Here is a 19,677-nt window from a genome sequence, read left to right as displayed (position 1 = left end):
ATTTGATCTAGGGATGGAGGGGAGGGGGCATGCGTATTAATCGAGCAAGGATCAGGAACTTCCGCCTTCTGCGCCGCGTGGCAATCGGGTTTGAGGAGCGGACCACCTTGATCGTTGGCCGCAACAACAGCGGAAAGACCTCAATCGGTGAGATCTTTCGAAGATTGCTTTCTGATCGTTCACTGAGCTTTCGCCTCGAAGACTTTTCGCTCGGATGCCACGAGCGCTTCTGGAGGGCATTGCAAAAATTCCGTACTCAACCGAATGAAGCTGGGGTACTACGCCGGCTACCCGTCATTCGGCTCACCCTCGATATCGGCTATGACGTCAACGCTGCAGACCTTGGACCTCTCAGCGAGTGCATCATTGACGTGAATCCTGATTGTGCGGAGGCGCGATTGGAATTCCGATTTTCGCCCAAGGCAACTGCTCTGAAAACACTATTTGCCGATTATGTAGAGCTGCTTGGGGACGAGGAGGCCGATCGGACCCGTTTCTTTCGATTTCTTGAAACACATATTCAGGACGCTTACATCAGCACGTTAGAGGCGGTTGATCCCAACGATTCAACCAACAGGAAGTCGCTCGAACCGAAAATACTGGGAGCATTGATCAGTAGCGGCTTTATAAACGCCCAACGCGGACTCGACGACGATACGCAGCGGGAACGGGATGTCCTCGGAAAGGTGGTGGAGGTCCTTTTCCAGTCTGCACTGACAGATGAACTAGACAACGCAAGAAGGGCGACGGCAGAGCAATTGAAGGAGGTTGTTGAAACCATCCAAAGTGATGTTCACAACGGATTTAATACCGGACTCACCTCACTCCTCCCAGCATTTGACCTATTCGGCTATCCGGGGCTCTCGGATCCGGGCCTTGTCACCGAGACCAACTTCGACATTAACAAGCTCCTCAAGGACTACACGAAGGTCCGATACCGCGGTGCAAACGGTATAACGCTTCCGGAGACCTACAGCGGTCTTGGAACACGCAACCTTGTCTATATGCTGCTCCAGCTTTTACGTTTCTTCAGGGAGTTTCAGGCTACGCCAACCACCGCCGGCGTCCACCTGATTTTCATTGAGGAGCCTGAGGCGCACCTGCATCCTCAAATGCAAGAGGTATTTATCCGTCAACTTGATCACGTGGCCAGCACTTTCGTGGCGCAGCTCAATGCAGATAGGCCATGGCCTGTACAGTTTATGGTCACGACACACTCGCCCCATATCGCCAATGAGGCACGTTTCGAAAGTCTACGTTACTTCTTGTCGATCGCTGACGGTGATGGCTTTCGGCAATCGATCATTAAAGATTTGCGGCAAGGAATGGGGAGTGCTCCTGCACAGGAGCGAGAATTCCTGTACCAGTATCTCACGCTTTCTCGATGTGACTTGTTTTTTGCGGACAAGGCGGTGCTGATAGAGGGGACCGCTGAGCGCTTGCTATTACCTGCAATGATCAAAAAAACGGACGCTGACGCTCAAGGGCAGCCGCCGCTGCGGCGCCAGTATTTGACAGTCATGGAGGTTGGTGGCGCTTATGCACATCGTTTTTTTGATCTTCTAAGTTTCCTGCAACTGCGGACTCTCGTCATAACCGACATTGATTCGGTTGCGGTCAGTGCGAACGGCAAGCGCATCGCGGTTCCTGTTGCCGAGGGCACATTCACGAGCAACGCCTGCATCAAACATTGGTACGAACCTGACGTTTCGCCGGCAGAGCTACTGGCAAAAACGCCAGATGAGAAAGTCGTGGATGGGCGCCGTCTCGCGTTCCAAATTCCAGAAACCGATGGAGGACCCTCGGCGAGAAGCTTCGAAGACGCTTTCATCCTTGCTAATCAGGAACTGTTCGAACTGGGCGAAGGCGACCCCGCAACCCGTGCGTACGAGCTTGCCGCCGAACAAAAAAAGTCGAGCTTCGCTCTGACACATGCGATCGAGCAGACTCAATGGCGCACTCCTCGGTACATTGCGGAGGGATTACGGTGGCTTGCCGAGGGAAATTTGGCGCCTGTTTTGTTGCCGGAAGCCGTGGCCGCGAGGATTGAGGCCGACGTCGCGGTGGCAGAGGAAGGTGGAGCGGAGGGGCAGCGCGATGCCTGAGGCAAACGAGAATCCCGCTGATGTTGCAGGTCGTGTGGCGCTGGAACGTGTGTATGCCTGCCTTGAAGAAGGGAAGAGCTTTCGTCTTGAGGCCGGTGCCGGGGCTGGCAAAACCTACTCCTTGGAACGAGCCCTGCGGCATTTGATTGAGCGGCGTGGCGCGACGCTTGTCCGCAACCGGCAACAGATTGGCTGCATTACGTACACAAACGTGGCCAAAGACGAAATCATATCGCGTGTCCAAGCACACCCCGCAATACGGTCGGAGACGGTGCATGGCTTCTGTTGGTCGGTTCTGCGGGACTTCCAACCCGATCTGCGAGAGTTCATTCCTAGACTTCCTGGTTGGGCCGACCGGCTGGCCGAGGCCGGAATAGAGTTTCCGGGTGCCCGCTCCATCCAGTACGAACTGGGCTATCCGAAGATTACGGATGACTTGGTGTCTCTTCGCCACGAGGATGTACTCGCCCTGACGTCAGAGTTTCTTGCGCGGCCCAAATTCCGAGCAGTTCTTACCGCTCGGTATCCGGTGCTGCTGATTGACGAATACCAGGACACGGATGCCGGCTTCATTGATGCCCTTAAACGGTACTTTCTCGACACTGGCACTGGCCCGGTCGTCGGCCTGTTCGGCGATCACTGGCAGAAGATCTATGGGGAAGGTTGTGGCGCCGTCGAGCATGCGGTGCTCGAAGTGATCGACAAGAACGCCAATTTCCGCTCCGCAGAGCCGATCGTGGCGATGCTTAATCGCATGCGTCCGGCCCTTCCACAAATACCAAGCGATCCAGATGCGCCTGGGGAGGCGCGTGTCTTCCACACGAACGCCTGGCCAGGGGCGCGGCGCACCGGTCAGGGCGGTGGTCATTGGACCGGCGATACCACACCAGAGGCGGCGCGCGCCTACTTCAATCTCCTCAAAGGGCAATTGACCGCCGAAGGCTGGGATTTCGCGGTCGACCGGACGAAGATTCTGATGCTAAGCCACAGCGTGCTCGCTAGGGAGCAGGGCTACGCGAGAATTCAACAGATCTACGGGCAATTCAACGACGCATGGCTGAAAAAGGAGGATCCACACATCAAGTTCTTGGTGGATCAGATAGAACCCGCCTGCGCGGCCTTCAATGCCCAACGTTACGGCGACATGTTCCAGAGTCTAGGTGCGGGTAAGCCTTGCATTCGCGCCCACCGCGACAAGATCATCTGGACACAATCGATCGAGCAGCTCATTGAGCTCAAGGCTGTGGGTACCATTGGTGACGTCGTGAACTTCCTCAGAGCGCAGCCGCACATGTTCGTGCCCGAGGCTGTCGAGGCGCGCGAGCAACTTCTGATGCGTGCCGACGCTGAACCAGCTGAAGAGGAGTCGCGTCGCGTGACACAGTTACGAGCGCTGCGTGCAGTACCCTACAGCGAACTTGTGGCACTAGCCCAATTCATTGATGGTCACACCCCTTTTGCCACGAAGCATGGCGTAAAGGGGGCCGAGTTCGAGAACGTTTTAGTCATCGTTGGCCGAGGCTGGAACAAGTATAACTTCGCGCAGATGCTCGAATGGATGGACGCAGGACCTCCAGCCAATCGAGAGGAATTCTTTGAGAGCAACAGGAATCTATTCTATGTCTCGTGCTCGCGTCCCAAGCGGCGCCTTGCGCTGCTCTTCACTCAGCTGCTGAGCGACGTCGCACTCGACAAATTAACGATGCTTTTTGGTGCCGCCAATGTGCTGATGCTTCCTGCGAATCCGGAAGCGTAATGAAGCTCAATGTCCTTCAGTGCAGCAAGGTTGGGGAGGTTTCGGTCATCAGCCGTTCCAGGCTACCTATTCTTTCACGGGTAGGTGACAACCAGCTGATAGAAACGCGCAACGAAGCTTCGGGATTCCTTGTACTCATTTCAACGTGAGCACGTCGGATACCTGCATGTATTGGATCGAATATACCCCAAAGTGGCGATCAATCATTTGTGCCAGGACCTTTGAACACTATGTCTCTTCCAACGATTGACTTCAAAGAAATCCGTCCTCTCGATGGATCTCAGCACACGGGTTTTGAAGAGATATGCACCCAACTGGCGGCACTGGATCCTGCCGCCCCCGGGGCTATCTTCATTCGCAAAGGTCCGGGCGGTGACGGCGGAGTCGAATGTTTTCGCCAAAACCCAGGAGGATCTGAGACAGGATGGCAGGCCAAGTATGTATTCCAGTGGGACGACAGTTTGGCAAGCCAACTGGGCGATTCAATCGAGACGGCACTTGAAAAGCATCCGCACCTTACCGAATACATCGTATGCCTACCCTTCGATTTGCCTGATGCGCGCAGCGGAAGGGGAAAAACCGCCCGTGAAAAATGGGAGGCCTGGAAGGCGGGGCGGATCAAAGGGGCACAAAAACGCAAGTTCCCGCTGTCCATAACGCTTTGGGGAAGAACCGAACTCATCGGTCGCCTTACACGCGATGCGTCGCAGTTTGGCGGAAGGATGCTTTATTGGTTTAACAAAGACGGATTCACGCCCGCATGGTTTCGTGAACAATTTGAAAAAACCAAGGGTGCTTTAGGCTCGCGCTATACACCGGAATCCAATATCGAACTTCCCATTCGCCAGGATTTTCTTGCGCTGTCGCGCGACGAGAGTCTCCAGCGGACCATCGATGCCTGGTTCATTCAAATCAGCGATCGCGGAAAATCGGCTGTCAAAGCCATCAATGATCTTCCCGTGCAGGAGGCGTCATCGAGAGCCACCGCCCTTCAAATCACTGTCGACGGCCTTGCCAAGGGTTTGGGACGCGAGCCCATAGCGCTGGACCAGGACTACCCGGTCACCGAATGGGAGGTGGCAGCGTCGGTATGCAGGCAAGCAGCGGCCGCGCTCGTGACATGGTTATACACGCTGCCCGTGCCGGAAGGGATGCGCGGCGGCGATAACAATCCCTTTTCCCAGGCTCGACATGCTGTCCAACAGCTACTGGACGCCGTGTCGGATATCCGAGAAGACTTATCCGGCCAGCGTTGGAAGATGGCAAACCAGCGGGCGATTTTGCTAACTGGCGATGCGGGCACAGGCAAGTCGCATCTGCTTGCGGACATCGTGGAATACGAAGTGCAATTGAATCGACCGGCGCTAATGTTTTTGGGGAGTAGTTTGCGTGACGAAGAGCCATGGCGGCAGCTTCTTAGCGAACTCGACCGACCTGTGACGGAACAAGTAAAGCATTTCCTTGGCGCTTTGGATGCAACGGCCGAGATGGTCGGAACCCGGGCAATTGTCTGTATCGACGCGCTCAATGAGCGTAATGGCATCCATATCTGGCCACACCGGTTGGCGGCCTTCCTAAGGATGGCCGCCTCGTTTTCCCGAATTGTGATCGTTGTGTCGTGTCGGACGACATACTTGCCCTATGTGATTCCCGGCGATCTTGGAACGGATGCACTCTATCGTGTGAACCATGCGGGTTTTGCCGGAGATGCCGGAAGGGCGGCGGCACTCTATCTGGACAAACGGGGAATCGTCCGGCCCGGCGCACCCAGCCTTTTACCCGAGTTCGACAATCCTCTATTTCTCAAGACCTGCTGTGATTTCCTGGAAAAGGAAGGCAAGCACGAGCTACCGAGAGGACTTCGCGGTGTCACGTCAATCTTTTCGTTTTACAACGCGGCCGTGACGCGAGCGATTAACCAGCGAATGCGACTGGATCCCAATTATGAGATCGTTCCCCGTGCAATCCTTGGTTTCGCTGATCAATTGGCCAAGTCTGGACGTGGCTACCTCGGGAAAGCCGCCTCCATCGCCTTCTTCGAAGACCTTCACCCCTCCCAGGGTGCGCTTGAGAAGAGCTTGTTTTCTCAGCTTGTCGCCGAAGGGGTGTTGTCCGTGGAGCCCATCCCGCAAGACGATGGCGCCTTGGTCGAGTACATCCGCTTCACTTTCGAGCGATTCAGTGATCATGCGATCGCCTCGCATTTACTCGACACCCATCTGAAGGAAGACGACGTCGTTGGATCCTTCGCCTCCGGAACACGATTATTCGAGTTTATCTGTGGTGATGATAATTACGAATACGCGGGAATTATCGACGCCATGGCAATTCAACTCCCTGAGCGTACTGGCGTAGAGCTGATAGACGCCTGTGCTGAGGAAGAATGGATTCTATGGCAGGCTTTCCTCAATAGCCTGCTTTGGCGCAAACAGGAATATTTCACTGACCGCACCCTTGAGATTGCGAAAGACCAACTGGACGAAGATGCGCTCAACGATCTGATGCTATCGGTCAGCACGGAGCCTGAAAACAAATTCAATGCCCGTCACCTGCATTCGCTCTTGAAAAAGATGCCAATGCCGGAGCGCGATGCCCTCTGGTCAACTTATCTTGGTGATAAGGGCTTTTGCGGCGAGATTGAAACGATCATCACCTGGTCGATTCAAAATGGCTTCGCTTATATCGAAGAGGAGCGCGCGTACCTCGCCGCCCTGATCCTGACGTGGCTCTTTACTACCTCTCATCGTTCGATTCGCGACAGAGCGACCAAGGCATTGGCATCATTACTAGCCTCTCGCCTCAAGCTGGGCGTGACGATGCTCAACGACTTCAATGATATCGACGACCCGTATGTCATGGAGCGACTGCTGGCCGCCTGCTACGGCGCCGCTTTGCAAGGGGAGACACTGGGACTGGGGGAGTTGGCGGAAGCGGTCTATCAGCTTCAATTTCGGCGCGGTAAGCCGATCGTCGATGCGCTAGCGCGTGATCATGCTCTTGGCGTCATCGAATACGCGCATTGGCGAGGAGTGCTGTCTCCTGACGTCGACCTCAAGGCCTGTCGGCCGCCATATCAGAGCCCATGGCCCATTGAATACGTGCCGGACGAGCTGATTGAAAGCTATGTCGAAACCCACGAGAGAGGGACCTTTCAAGACGACATCGTCAGTTCTACCGTCAAAGACGGTGATTTCGCTCGTTATCAGATCGACTATAAGGTGGATGATTGGAGTCCGGTACCAATCGGCACTGAGACACTCCCTAATGCAGAGAATATCTTCAATGAGTGGTTCGCTGAATTCCGGACGTGGGGATCGCGCAAACAACAGACGGCCTTCGAGACGCTCTTGAAGGCTTATGACGCGGCACGGGAGATTCGGGACTACCAACAGACACCGGAGATCGTCCAGCTAGAAGCATTGCAGAAGAAATTTCAGTTTCTTCTCTCCAGTGATCAATGGGAAGATTTTCGAATTCGCGCCAAAGGATTCTTGCGTTTTGAACGAGGGCAAAGTTGGCGATCCAATAACCCAGAATCTTTTAATCGCGCCTGGGCACAGCGCTGGGTGTGCAAGCGTGCTCACGATTTGGGATGGACGCCAGAACTCTTCACGAGCTTCGATCGTGCGCATTACTCCCGTGAACGCATGGATCACGAAGTCGAGCGTATTGGTAAGAAATACCAGTGGATTGCATTTCGTGAACTGTTAGCGCGGATGGCCGACAATCTGGCGTGCATTGGAAAGCACTGGCCGCAAGATGGTAAGTCCGTTCCTTATCCAGGGGCACGACAAGCAGGATTACGCGACCTCGACCCCTCATTGCTGATCAGTGCCACTCATTACGATGGATGGGCCGACTCCCGTCGAACATGGTGGGTCCCTGTGCAAGTGAATCTGCGCCCAATGGAAGCCAACGAGCGGCTGGCGTGGCTGGAGTCGGATACTGACATCATAAATGGGGTGCCGCTGATTGACCTGACCGATGGCAAGGCACGGCGGCGCTGGCTGGCACTCTCGTCATTAGTGCATGCTCGCGGCCACGGCCTACACGACGGACACAAGGAATATCAACGCGAAACGTGGGCTAGACTTCAAAGCGTCATCGTGCGCGAGAAGGACTTGAGGACGTTTGTGGAGGGGTTGGAGAAGACTACGCTGACGGACCCTCATAGTTTGGCGCATGCCCAGCTCGACCATAGCTTCTATGTTGGGGAATATCCCTGGCATCCGGATCTGAGCGACGTAGATCCTTGGATGGAAACGGGTCGACGGCACATGCCTGGAATACTCGTTCGCCCAACGACGGCCAGCTACTCGTGCGAGCGTGGTGGCTACGATTACTCTATCGATCGCACGGTCAGCGTTGAAATTCCTGCGCCTTGGTTAGCGGTATCAATGGGGTTGCATATGGCGAATGGACGTCACCCTGTTTATAAAGATGCCAATGATCACGTGCTCTTCCAGGATCCTTCCGTCGACGAGCCCGGTCCGGCAGCCGCATTAGTCGACCGTGATGCTTTCCTAAGCATGCTCCAGCGGGAAAAGTTGGCAGCCGTATGGATCATCGCTGGCGAAAAGTCGGTGTACGGCGGTCGAGACATCGGGGGTGGTTTTGGCGGAAGGCTCACACACACCACGATTTACTGGTTCGATGGGCAGTGGAAACAATCGCAAACGCATAAGGTCTTGCAAAAACCCTCCACGGAACAGCTGGCCTCCTTATTGAGTACAGGTGTCGCGCCAAGCGATGGGACGCCATCGCCAGCCACGCCACCTGTGACTGCGGTGTCTCAACGCCGCAGTACTTCCAAAAGCGCTAAGAAGGCAAAAACGAAAAAGCTATAGCCGTGCATGTTCACGACGTCACGAGGTTTTTCGAAGTTGGCGCACAGTCTATGTTTGATAAACCCGCCGATTACTGCAGGGCATGGCTTTGTGCCACAGGAAGCCACCAGGGCATGCAGGTGGCCGGTTGGTCATGGCAGATGAAATGGCGTCGGGAGAGAGAGAATGTCTGGATTTTTTTCCAAGCTATTCGGAAAGGGCGCGATCAAACCATCGCAAGCACCGAAGGGACTGAAAGTCTTGGATGCCCGGTCGAAGAGAAGCTCCGGCAGACGTGAGCCACCGACACCGCTTGATTGGTCTCGGGCCTTGCAAATCAGGCTACCACCTTCACCGCCGACGTGGGAGGTCGATGGCCGTACTGAGTTTCATCGGGACTACAGCGACCCGGTGGCTGGGCCCGTAATTCAGGCAAGCTTGGCAAGCCGGCACGCCAAGGCGCTCAAGTTGGCTGGCGCGCTCTCCCCGGAGCAGCGGAGAGGCTATGCCGGCGAAGTCATTGCAAAGGCTTACACGAAGCTCATTCTTCAACGGATCAAGGCCGGTCAGCTTGCCGCGGCAGCAAAGCAATGTCTGGAGATGTTCGCGCAGGTCCCTGATCACGTCGGAGACGTTGATCGTCGCCGCTTCAATCGCATCGTGACGCAGATGGATAAAGAAGGTAAGAAGCACACTTTTACGCGCGTGGCGATTTCCAGCTCCCCTAGCAGGCCACTTTTTGCCACATCGGATGGCGCTCCTTGGACGCTCGTGGACGAACGAAAGCTGTTGGGCGAAGAGCGTCCCGATACGGCCTTTGATATCGTGTCCATCGACAACCACGGGATTTGGTTCATTGATCGTGCTAGTGGTAGCGCAGCCCGACCAGAAGTAAGAAGCCGACTTCGGCGCACTGATCCGCGCGGTGTCCTCGTTGGGCAGAAAGATTTGTCTCACGATGTTTATCGTATCGGCACGGCGGGACCCGGTATCGCCATCATGGATTCCGGCGGAGTCCTTCATATCTATGACACCCAATTGAACGCCGTGACGGAATCTGATCTTCGCGCAGATTCTCGCGTGGTGGATCACTATAGGACCATTGAGACGAATTACTGGGGAGAATTCAAATCCCAAGTGCGTGCCGTGGACGTTGACCTATCGAGAGATAGGTACCTCTTCACGTTAGCCGATGAAGTGTGGTGCTGTACGACTTCACGTCATGCGGTGTGGGGGCGCGTAATGCCCCTCAAAGACGGTTGGAAACGTGTCACAGGGCAGGGCGAACGCCTTGGCGTTAGCGAAGACATTGAGAATGCGTTGCAAGTGCTGGGTCTGTCTCTGCCAGTCGATGCCGAAGACATCAAGCAGCACTATCGCAGATTGGCGTCAGCCAATCATCCAGACCGACATGGGGGTCATCCGTCGGCGACTGAGAAAATGAAAGCCTTGAACCACGCGTTCAAGATCCTGACCGGCATTGACCCTGCGACGTTGGACGTGGAGGAAGCCAGCCTCACTCGCTTTGCCCGAACCGGCCCCGACAGCGTCATGGAGGTGGGCGGTATCCGGCTGGAGATAACGATGATAGGCGGCGTTCCTCAGGATTGGGTGTACGCCGCCCGCTTTGCTCCGCATGGAGGCGCCTACTTGGCCACTTATTCGGGCAAAGTCATCTTGGTGTCGCCAGAGGGCCAGCCCGAGGTGGTGTACGACATTGGAACCTGCCCGAGCGACATCATAACTGCCGGGCGGTATACGTACTTTCGTACTCCCACGCGACTTTATGTTATGGAGGACAACGTAAACCTCGTGGCGCATCACGATGTTTTCCAACAGGGGCAATTGCTTGTCATGCCAACCGGATTTGGATTGCTCGCGGGGAAGCGCCTTCAGTGGTTCACGGCAGCGGGAACGAAGATCGGAGAGTTGGTCGCACGAGACCCCATCCGAGCTGTTTATATGACAGATGGCGGCGCGGTAGTGCAGACTCGGCAACACCAAATTGAAGTACGCGGGCTGGTTATCTAATGGGCCTGCAACACCGCAGTCTTGCTCGCAAATTCGTCGATGTCATTGAAGACGACGATTCGCAAGTTATCTGTAACGACAGGAAACCTTGATACGACGACGTGCTGAATGGTCTGAAGCGCGAACCGTTCCTTCAGGAGGTGCTCGCGGTTGCGTTCCTTAACCAAGGCTCGTTCGTAGTAGCGCACAAGCATGTGGTTGTAACGCGCAAACCGAGCGGCGTCCGAGTCGACGCGATCGATGTCAATGAAATTGTTTTTGCACTGAACGTTCCATATAACTTGATCACGAATCATCACAACGTCGAATTCTTGGCGGTTGAGGCGGACAATGTCTTGGATGACAAAGCCTTGCTTAGCCAACGCCTGCTTGACAGCGTCTTCAAAAATGAAGCCTGCGCGAATCTGGAAGCGCTTTTGACGATCCAGGACCCGTGCCCGCCAGAAATACACGAAGCGACTCAAGAGGGTGACGGTCGACAGATAGCGGCCGTTGAGATGCACCAATGGGGCATAGCTCGATAAACACTCCATATAGCTTTGCGCATGACAAACCAGTGCGGCCCGAAGCCCCGGTGAGGCACTTACTGCATCCAAGAGAGTGCTTAGTTCATCCGATGTAATTGCGATCCAAAAATCACGATCAACGTGATCGATGGAAAGTCGCCGTATTAGCGCAGCCGCAGCAGTAAATTCCGTGCCACCAAGATCGAATTCAGCGTAGGCCGCTTCGATGGAGAGAATGTCGTTTCGGAGTTCCGCCGCTGAAAAGAGCCTATCCGGCAGCAAAGGTTCTGGGGACGCAAGCATGTTCCGACCTTCGTGGGTCAAGGACATTTCCACAATCGGCGCCCGTTCCGGCTCAAGGTAGAGGGCGCTGAGCATGCGCAGTGGGGCAGCTTGGGCAGCGGTAATACCCAGTCGCTCCTGGGCCAACGTTTCCATCAAGCTGTACTGGGCCCCCATCATGACCGTGCCATAACACTCGACGATGGGCAGAAAAATGTTGATCGTGTCAAATTGATCAACCCGCTTTGAGCCACGGCACGCATGGGGAAGGAGCTGCAGTAGCCCCACGAAATGACGCCGTCGTGATTGGAGGTAGCCCATCATCGCGCGCAGGCTCTGGAATCCACTTGCTGCCTCGAAGAGACCATGCACAGCGAATACGCTCGCAACAGCAGACCCCTGAATTACTAAATTGCAAATCCGGTTGGCGAACTTCTCGCTGAACCGCGACACGAGTCGTTGGCGAATGATCTGAAAATCGCTACCGTGAAGGGCAAGCTGGAAGACCGGGAAGGCAAAGAGCTGATGTTCGAAGGCGGCGTCCTCCCAGTCGATAGTCCATAAATTGATGATCTCCTCAATCGCTCGCAGGGTATCCAGCCAGAAGCAGATGGCTGACTCGGCCTCGTACGGCGCCAAAGCAGACACGATGTGGCCCTGCATGCTGGCAATCCGAACTTCGAGTTCGTGTGCGGTGAGATGTGGCGCCATGACGTGTTCACCGGTTGTCGTCAAAGCATTGCGAGCCCGCACACCGCATCGTTTTACGTGCCTTCATGCACCTTCTCCCATAAGTGGGCCCGCTTTGCCGCGGGAAGGAATTTTATCGGCCAGCGATGACTACGCCTTTTCCATCGCAATTGCGGAAAAACGCCTGAAAGAGCGGCGAGATCGTCGGCGCAACGGATCATCGGTCGGACGGTGCGCCGCTTCCATCGTCGCGCGCGAGGTAGCCGACACTGCCGTCCCTCGGATTAGCCCACCAGCGGCTGGCCTGAAGATACTCCATGCGATGACGAAATCGGCACGACTCCACCGCCGGCTACACAGTCAAGCGTAGAGCGCCCGGCTCATCACCGGGCGCTCGTCGATCAATCGATGATGCGGCCTTCCGCGTCACGGGTGTAGTCGGAACCGCAATCTCCGCACACATCCTCAATCGAGACGCCGTCGTCACGATTGAAGAGTTCGTAGAGCAAGTCCAACGGCAGATCCGCCGGATCGTCGATACCAGCGTCCCGCAACACGTCATCATCGACCCAGCAGGGCACCAGGTGCTCCGGGCCGGCCCGCCGGCAGTCAGGGCAGGGCACCAAGAGCTCATCATCGAGGCGGATCATGCTTCGTCCTCCAGCATGTCCACCAGATCGGACAAGTCAGGTCGTGTGGTCATGAAGCAAAGTTCCGCCGTGCGGCCGGGGAAGTGTTCGATACACAGATGGGTGAGCGCCGCGATGACAGACGGATCTGGGGAGCGGGGCGGTCCATTTTCCGGTTTTGTGCCGAATCCACGCACAAGAAGCTCCGGCGGGAAAAGGCCAGTGGCACGCACCGTCCCATCCGGGCGTTCATACGCAGTAAGGAGCCAGTCTTGGTACGCAGCGAAGGCCACTCCCTCAACGTTTCGCGCCCGGCTCCGGCCAACGTAGTCGACCAGATAGGCCGGTCCTGTCGCCAACACTTCCAGCTCCGCATCTGAAGGGCGTTGCCAGTTTGGCGCACCAACCTCAATCGCACGGGCAATGTACGCACGGGTGTCGCACAGATCGGCGAAGGAAAGCCCGAGCTGGAGCGTCATGCTGTTGAGCTGGGTCAAAAGATCGAGCATGGCCTGTGAGTCGGCGAGTCCGTACTCATGGGCGGCGCTGTCTTCCAGGCGGAGACGCGCCTTGTTTCGGCGCAGATTGGCTGCATTCGGCATGCCGGTTCCGTCTAATTTTCCCTCGCTGACCAAACGAGACACGCGCTGCACACGCGCACGCCACGCGGCGGGCGTCGGGTCCACGAGGAGAACGCCGAAATAGGCTGCCGCGACGAGCTCGCGATGCAAAATATAGGGAAGGCCATGGTACAGCGCGCGCATCACCGGATGGCGCATGCACGAGGGATCGAAGGTTCCAAGCAGGTGGGTTCGCTCAGAAAATAGCTCTAGGTGCTCATGAGCTGTATCTAGCGCGTCAATACTTCCACCATCGAGTGACATGGCGAAGTTGGCCGGCAATGGTTGGGGTTTGTTATGAGAGCGGTGGTTCATGGGTGTTCTCCAAGACGAAACAGAGCGCAACGCGAAAACGCGTTGTAGGGTTTCGTCGGGCACCGCGCTGCAGTTCCGTGCTCCCGGCAGAACACCTCAGCGAAGGCGAACCTAAAGCCGAGTGTCGAAATGCTCGCAATGCGACCGGCTCGGTGTCAATAGCGCCGCTTATGTCGTTCCATGCACGTATCCAAGCGCAACCCCATGTCTAGGTCGGCGAGGATCGTTCACAGGCTCAAGTCGCATCCTCGCGGCGTGGCCCGCATTACGTCCTCGCGGCATCAAGGCGGAGGCGGCTCGGGGGCCTGACCGTCCATCCCCGGCGCCGCCCCACCTGCGATCGCTGGGGCTAGCAGCTCGGCTGCGCGACTGGTCAACAGGCTTCCGGCTTGGAAATACCCCATCACGGTGCCGACACCGCGGTGCTCGGTCATCGCCATCACCTCGCCGAGCGGCACGCCCTGGCGGCCGGCTTCGGTGACGAAGCCCGAGCGCAAGCTGTGCGCCGCCCAATCACCTTCGAGGCCGGCCAAGGTCGCTCGGCGCTGGACCATGCGCGCGACGTGATCGGCAGTCAGTGCGGTGGTGCCGACGGTGCCACCGCGATGCAGGCGGCGAAAGAGGGGGCCGGTGGCGGCGGGGGCTGCGGCCAGCCACGCGGCCAGGGCGTGGGCGGCAGGTCCCTTGAGGGGTTTTTCGCGCCGGACGCCGCTGGTATCGGTCTTGGTGGTGCCAAGGGCATAGACCCAGGTATCGGCATCGAGCCGGCGCACGTCGGTGACCTGCAGGCCTACCACTTCCGAACGACGCCGGCCACCGCCGCTCCACGCCAGCAGGAGCAGGGCACGATCGCGCATGCCGCGCAGTCCGTCGGTGCAGGTGGCGAGCATGGCCTGTAAGGGCTCGGTGACCACGGCAGTCTTCTTACGCACCGTGACGCCGCGCCGCGCCTGCGCCTTGCGCGCCTGACGGAGCAACGTCTTCACCGTGGCGGTTTCCGTCGGGCTGTCCCAGTGGTGCATGCGATGCCAGGTGGCCAGCACTGCCAGACGATGGCTGACCGTGCTGTACGCCAGCGGCCCGGCATGGCCCTTGATGCCGGCTGCGACCAGCGCCACGTCCAGCGCCAGCGGCAACGTGTGGTCCCAGCCGCCATCTTCCGTGGGTCGCGCCAAATGATCGAGCACAAACTGCACCACGACCGTCGCTGGCAGCGGTGCGTCGCCGAGCGGCGCTCCGTAGCGACCATGCAGCCAGGCGGCCCAGTAGGTGAGGGCGCTGCGGTAGCTGCGCACGGTGTTCGCCGCGGTGCCGGCGGCGACAAAGGCTGCGGCGGCGGCCTGGCTGGCCGCGTCGAGCGAGGCCAGGTCCAGTGGGGCGACTGGTGCCGCTCTCGGAACAAGCGTACGATTCATTACGTCCACCGTATCAAAAACAGCGATGAGGTCGGATAAGGTTTGATTATCATACCTAATCGGAGGAGGGGGCAGGGCATGGCGATCGGGGTACCCGAAACCGAGGTTTTCGCGGCGGCGGATGCGGTGCTTGCACGCGGCGAACGGCCGACGGTCGAACGCGTGAGGCTCGAATTGGGGCGCGGCAGTCCCGCGCGGGTGGGCCAACTGCTCGAACAGTGGTGGGAGCAGTTAGCGCAGCGCCTGAAAGGCCACGCGCTGTTGCCGGACTTGCCGGGCGAGGTCGCGCACGCGTGCGCCGAGCTGTGGCGCCAGGCCCTCGCACAGGCCGAGGTCACCGCCCGCGCCCTGCTGACGGCGGAGCAGAACGCCCTCTTTGCGGCGCAATCCGACCTGACCCAGGAACGCAAACTGTGGGAGCTCGCGCTGGCCGAGGCCCAAGCGACAGCAGCTGACAGCACGGCCAAACAGACGCAAGCCGAAGCGCAACTGCACGAACGCCAGACCTTAGTGGACCAACTCACCGTCCAGGCGGCCGACCTACGGCAGCAACGCGATCGGTTGCAGGCACAACTCGAGCAGCAACGCGCCGAATTCACCGCCTTGCGAACCGAACATGCCGCGGCGCAGGAACACATACGCGTCGTCGAGGATCGCGCGCATCAACAGGTGGATCAGGCGCGTCAGGAACTCAAAATCCTCCAGCAGCGACTGGAACGCGACCAACGCGAGCATGGGAAAACGGTCACCCAACTCACCGCAAAGCAGGACGCACTGCGCGCTGCGCTACGCGACGCCGAACAGGCGGCCGCACACCAGGCGGGGCGCGTTGCCGCCCTGGAAGCCGCCGTAGCGCAGTGGCGCGGCCCCTCCGCCCGTACACCCCGTAAGACGACCAACGCGGAGGCGAAACCCTCAACCAGCCGGCCCCGTGCCCGCCGGCGCAAGCCGTGAGAAGCCCTCACGGTGATTGACGCCCCCAGCTATGCTGCACAAAAGGAGAAACGGCCATGACCACCACCTCGCGGATTGAGTGGACCGAGCAGACCTGGAATCCCACCATTGGGTGCACCAAGCTTTCGGCAGGCTGCAAACACTGTTACGCGGAAACCATGGCCAAGCGACTCCAAGCCATGGGGGTCGACGCATACCGGCAAGGGTTTCGCTTGAAGTTGCTGCCCGACCGTTTGAACGAGCCGCGGCTGCGTGCCAAGCCGACCATCTACTTCGTCAACTCGATGAGCGACCTGTTTCACGAGCGGATCCCTGATGCCTTTATCGACCAGGTGATGGCGGTCATTGCCGACACGCCGCAGCACCGGTATCAGATCCTCACCAAGCGGCATGACCGCCTTGCCCAATATTTCGCCCAGCGAACCGTGCCCTCCAACGTCTGGCTCGGGGTATCCGTGGAAAACCGTCGCCACGGCGTCCCTCGCATTGACGCCTTGCGCCACATTCCGGCCAAGATTCGCTTCCTGTCCTGCGAGCCGCTGCTGGAAGATCTGGGCGCACTTAACCTGGATGGGATTCACTGGGTGATTGTGGGCGGGGAGTCCGGCCCGAAAGCGCGCCCAATGCATCCGGATTGGGCGCGCGCCATTCGCCAACAATGTGAGCGGCAGGGTGCTGTGTTCTTCTTCAAACAATGGGGCGGATGGGGGGCCGACGGACAACGGCGATCCAAGAAGGCCAATGGGCGCGACCTAGACGGCCGGCAGTGGAACGGGATGCCCGAGTCCGTGGCCGCCGGATGACCTTAAAGATTGGCGCGCTGACGCCGATCAATCAATAGCGTTTTGCCAGCAAGGATGAGGAATGAAACGACGCTCACCCCAGCAAGCTCTGAACGACTACACCGATCGCGAGCATTCCCAGGTCAAGCACGCCATTTTGGAATCCTATCTGGAGCGTTGCCTGATGATCATCGGGCGGCATTTTTCCAAGATCGCCTACATCGACTGCTTCGCGGGGCCATGGCAATCGACGACTCCGGACCTGTCCGACACGTCACCCGGCATTGCCATAAAAACCATGGCAACCTGTGACCTCGCGCTCAAGAACAAACACCACGCGCACGCTCGATTGCGTTCCATCTTTATCGAAGCGGACCCCCAGCGCGCGGATCAGCTGGATGCGTACGTGCGGCGGTGCCCGTCCAACATCACACCGCCCGAGGTGTGGCGGAAGCCCTTTGAAAATGCGATCCCCGAGATCCTTGCGTGGCTGGAGCCGGGCGAATTTGCCTTTATGTTCGTCGATCCGTTTGGCTGGAAGGGCGTCGTCGACCCGAAGGTGCTCGCGCCGCTATTGCAGCGAACGAACACCGAACTCCTGATCAACTTCATGTGGAATTTTCTCAACCTGGCGACGGGCCATGAAGACCAGCACCAGAACCTCACGGCGATATTCGGGAAGGATTGGCAAGAAGCGGCCACCGGCTCGTCCGAAGACAAACGCATTCGGCTCATGCGTCGCTATCGGCAACAACTGGTCGAGGCGGCCAACCACTCTACCGCGCCCTTGCGGACCGCCATGCTTCCCGTGGAGTACGTCGATCGCCGGACGATCATTTTTTATCTTGTGTACGCGACGCACAATGCAACCGGTCTGGTGGTGTTTCGCGAGCAGGCCGAGGAGGCGGCCGAGCACCAGGCGCAGATTAAAGTGCAGCACAAGTTGAACAAGATCGCTCGCGATACGGGCCAGGATGACATGTTTGGTGCCGATCAGCATAGGCAGGAACAGCACTCGCTCTTGGTGGATATGAAGGCCGTATGGATGCAGCAATTTCCCAAGGTTGGCGACGAGGTGGTGGTCGACTATCGCTTTATGGCGAACCTCATCGAGCACTCCGAATTTCTGCTGTCGGAACTTCAGACCGCACTGCGCGAGCTGATCGGAGAGGGCATGTTGGCCAACTTGGATGCCAAGGCAGCACGCCCCAAAAATGCCGTCAACTACCGCCGGAAAGGCGAGCGCCTTAAGCGGTTGCGCTAAGACGGCAGATCATTTGCGACTGAAGAAAGCTCAGAAACCTAGGGCCGCGCAGCAATGAAGAAACACTTCCATTCCAGGTTACGGCGGGTTCTCACATGACGTGCATCTGCTGCAAGACCAACAGTGTCTCCGCTCACGGTCACATCATTTCCAACTTTATACGAAAGCGAGTCACTGGCATCGAGACGGGGAGCGGAAAGAAATTTGAGTTCCATTGGTCCAGCCAAAAAGGTCCGACGCAAGATCTTCAAAAGCGCCTCCTCATGTGTAAGGCGTGCGACAACGGGGCGGGAAGCGCCATTGAGGAGCGTGCCGCGACACTTTTGATGCCGCCAGACCCTTCGAACCCTGACCAGTGGGACGAAATGCCTCTTGTTCCGGTCGAGCTGCTGGAGTTCGCGGGGAAGCCGTTCAAGTTGGCCTACTACGATTACGAGTCAAGCGTGGATCAGGATTACCTCGATGCATTCGCGCTTCTTACCGCTTGGCGGGCGGTGCACGCACTAGCGTTGGACGGTCAGGCGGCGGCAAGTAAGTTTTTGAATTCACCGAAAGGGAAGGCGGTGGACATTGAAGTCGCGGACTATCTGCATGAGGTGCATACCTCGAACCAGATAGCTCCACCGCCAGTTCCGACGGCCACCTTGTACTGGCAAGGCCCGCGCATGGCTGTAATCCTGTCGGGAAAAGACGATGAAATGCCCTTCGCCTGGGCGGTCCTTGAGGATACTGAGCCGCTAGGCGTCGCGGTGCTCTTCGGATTCTGGGTGATTCTCTGGCCCTTCTTTGACGAATCGGACGAGCCGGAGAAGTACGAAACGCTCAAGCGGAAGTGCTTCATCGACTGGAATGTCGAGATCATGGCATGGCAAAGGCGTTAGCCCCATGTCGTGAGCTCCCCAACGCGAACGTGTACCTTATGGAGATACATTTTGACCAGTAAACCAGCGAATCACGATGAAAACCGCCTTCACAGCGAGTATGAGAAGGAGCGCGCACTCTTAGAGTATGGGGCGAGCCTTGAGCACGCAAATGCCCGTGAGCAACGCAAGCACGAATGGCGGCTCATTGTCGTGGAAAAACTATGGATCACCATATTGGTGCTTGTCATTTCTGTGGGAGCTACAGTCTACGGCAACGTCATTCTTGAGAGATATAAGGACGGCAACAGCGCAAGGCACGCGAAGTCAGAGGTGGCACGGCAAGCCAGCGAGGAAATATGGAAGAAGCTCAGGCACGTTGAGCGATCGGTGGACGAGTACGATTACGACATTCAACAAATCCAACGGGATCATGATGTGGCGTTCTTCAAAAAGGACATGCCAAGCGATACAAGTAAAGTCTACAAAGATGCGGGGGACTTGAAGAAGGAGTTTTCGGATGCATACAACGCGATAGATGACTGTAGTGGCCTAATCCCCTTGGACACCCCGATAGGTCAAACTGACCGTCGAGGTGAATCATGGGACGTAAAGAAATCAGCGAGGCCGTAAAAGCCCAGG

At 57.5% G+C, this 19,677-nt stretch carries 13 protein-coding genes; 9 read left to right on the top strand and 4 right to left on the bottom strand.

Translation table 11 applies throughout. The features are described 5' to 3' along the window. The first annotated feature begins 29 nt into the window (after window positions 1–29). The 4 genes from AC4HNJ_RS16115 (at window position 30) to AC4HNJ_RS16100 (ending at window position 10,718) form a co-directional block, all read left to right on the top strand. Window positions 30–2,105 carry an ATP-dependent nuclease gene (locus AC4HNJ_RS16115; RefSeq protein ID WP_490480617.1) on the top strand — a complete coding sequence of 692 codons (2,076 nt, stop codon included), beginning with the start codon at window positions 30–32 and terminating at the stop codon, window positions 2,103–2,105. Continuing rightward, the gene (locus AC4HNJ_RS16110) at window positions 2,098–3,861 is read left to right on the top strand and encodes a UvrD-helicase domain-containing protein (protein ID WP_490480616.1); all 1,764 of its coding nucleotides are present in this window, start codon (window positions 2,098–2,100) and stop codon (window positions 3,859–3,861) included. Before AC4HNJ_RS16115 ends, AC4HNJ_RS16110 begins: the two co-directional genes overlap by 8 nt. A gap of 230 nt (window positions 3,862–4,091) precedes the next feature. After that, window positions 4,092–8,708 (top strand): hypothetical protein, encoded by a 4,617-nt coding sequence (locus AC4HNJ_RS16105; protein WP_490480615.1) that lies wholly within the window; start codon window positions 4,092–4,094, stop codon window positions 8,706–8,708. A gap of 165 nt (window positions 8,709–8,873) precedes the next feature. Then, window positions 8,874–10,718: a J domain-containing protein gene (locus AC4HNJ_RS16100; protein WP_490480614.1), complete on the top strand. Its 1,845-nt coding sequence runs from the start codon at window positions 8,874–8,876 to the stop codon at window positions 10,716–10,718. Here the strand turns inward: AC4HNJ_RS16100 and AC4HNJ_RS16095 are convergent. The 4 genes from AC4HNJ_RS16095 to AC4HNJ_RS16080 all read right to left on the bottom strand — a co-directional run bounded on the left by AC4HNJ_RS16095 (window position 10,715) and on the right by AC4HNJ_RS16080 (window position 15,175). After that, complete coding sequence (locus tag AC4HNJ_RS16095) at window positions 10,715–12,217, bottom strand: hypothetical protein (RefSeq protein WP_490480613.1); 1,503 nt, start codon at window positions 12,215–12,217, stop codon at window positions 10,715–10,717. The two genes, AC4HNJ_RS16100 and AC4HNJ_RS16095, sit on opposite strands and share 4 nt — an antisense overlap. A 380-nt stretch (window positions 12,218–12,597) precedes the next feature. Beyond that, entirely contained in the window at window positions 12,598–12,846 is a 249-nt protein-coding gene (locus tag AC4HNJ_RS16090) for a hypothetical protein (RefSeq protein ID WP_490480612.1), read from the bottom strand. Further along, a complete protein-coding gene (locus AC4HNJ_RS16085; RefSeq protein WP_490480611.1) occupies window positions 12,843–13,760 on the bottom strand; it encodes a hypothetical protein in 918 nt (305 codons plus the stop codon). Before AC4HNJ_RS16085 ends, AC4HNJ_RS16090 begins: the two co-directional genes overlap by 4 nt. A gap of 281 nt (window positions 13,761–14,041) precedes the next feature. After that, a complete protein-coding gene (locus tag AC4HNJ_RS16080) occupies window positions 14,042–15,175 on the bottom strand; it encodes a site-specific integrase (RefSeq protein ID WP_490480610.1) in 1,134 nt (377 codons plus the stop codon). A 78-nt stretch (window positions 15,176–15,253) separates the two neighbouring features. Between AC4HNJ_RS16080 and AC4HNJ_RS16075 the strand changes: the two genes are divergently transcribed. The 5 genes from AC4HNJ_RS16075 to AC4HNJ_RS16055 all read left to right on the top strand — a co-directional run bounded on the left by AC4HNJ_RS16075 (window position 15,254) and on the right by AC4HNJ_RS16055 (window position 19,668). After that, the gene (locus AC4HNJ_RS16075) at window positions 15,254–16,129 is read left to right on the top strand and encodes a DNA-binding protein (protein ID WP_490480609.1); all 876 of its coding nucleotides are present in this window, start codon (window positions 15,254–15,256) and stop codon (window positions 16,127–16,129) included. A 56-nt stretch (window positions 16,130–16,185) separates the two neighbouring features. Beyond that, entirely contained in the window at window positions 16,186–16,932 is a 747-nt protein-coding gene (locus tag AC4HNJ_RS16070) for a DUF5131 family protein (protein WP_490480608.1), read from the top strand. Between the two features lie 61 nt (window positions 16,933–16,993). Continuing rightward, complete coding sequence (gene tcmP / locus AC4HNJ_RS16065; RefSeq protein ID WP_490480607.1) at window positions 16,994–18,175, top strand: three-Cys-motif partner protein TcmP; 1,182 nt, start codon at window positions 16,994–16,996, stop codon at window positions 18,173–18,175. Window positions 18,176–18,270: 95 nt separating this feature from the next. After that, window positions 18,271–19,056, top strand: a complete 786-nt coding sequence (locus AC4HNJ_RS16060; protein ID WP_490480606.1) for a hypothetical protein — start codon at window positions 18,271–18,273, stop codon at window positions 19,054–19,056. Window positions 19,057–19,107: 51 nt separating this feature from the next. Beyond that, window positions 19,108–19,668 (top strand): hypothetical protein, encoded by a 561-nt coding sequence (locus tag AC4HNJ_RS16055; RefSeq protein WP_490480605.1) that lies wholly within the window; start codon window positions 19,108–19,110, stop codon window positions 19,666–19,668. Window positions 19,669–19,677: the final 9 nt, after the last annotated feature.

The sequence above is a fragment of the Dyella sp. SYSU CM1112 genome (assembly GCF_058216415.1).
This window is presented reverse-complemented; position numbering and strand designations above follow the sequence as displayed.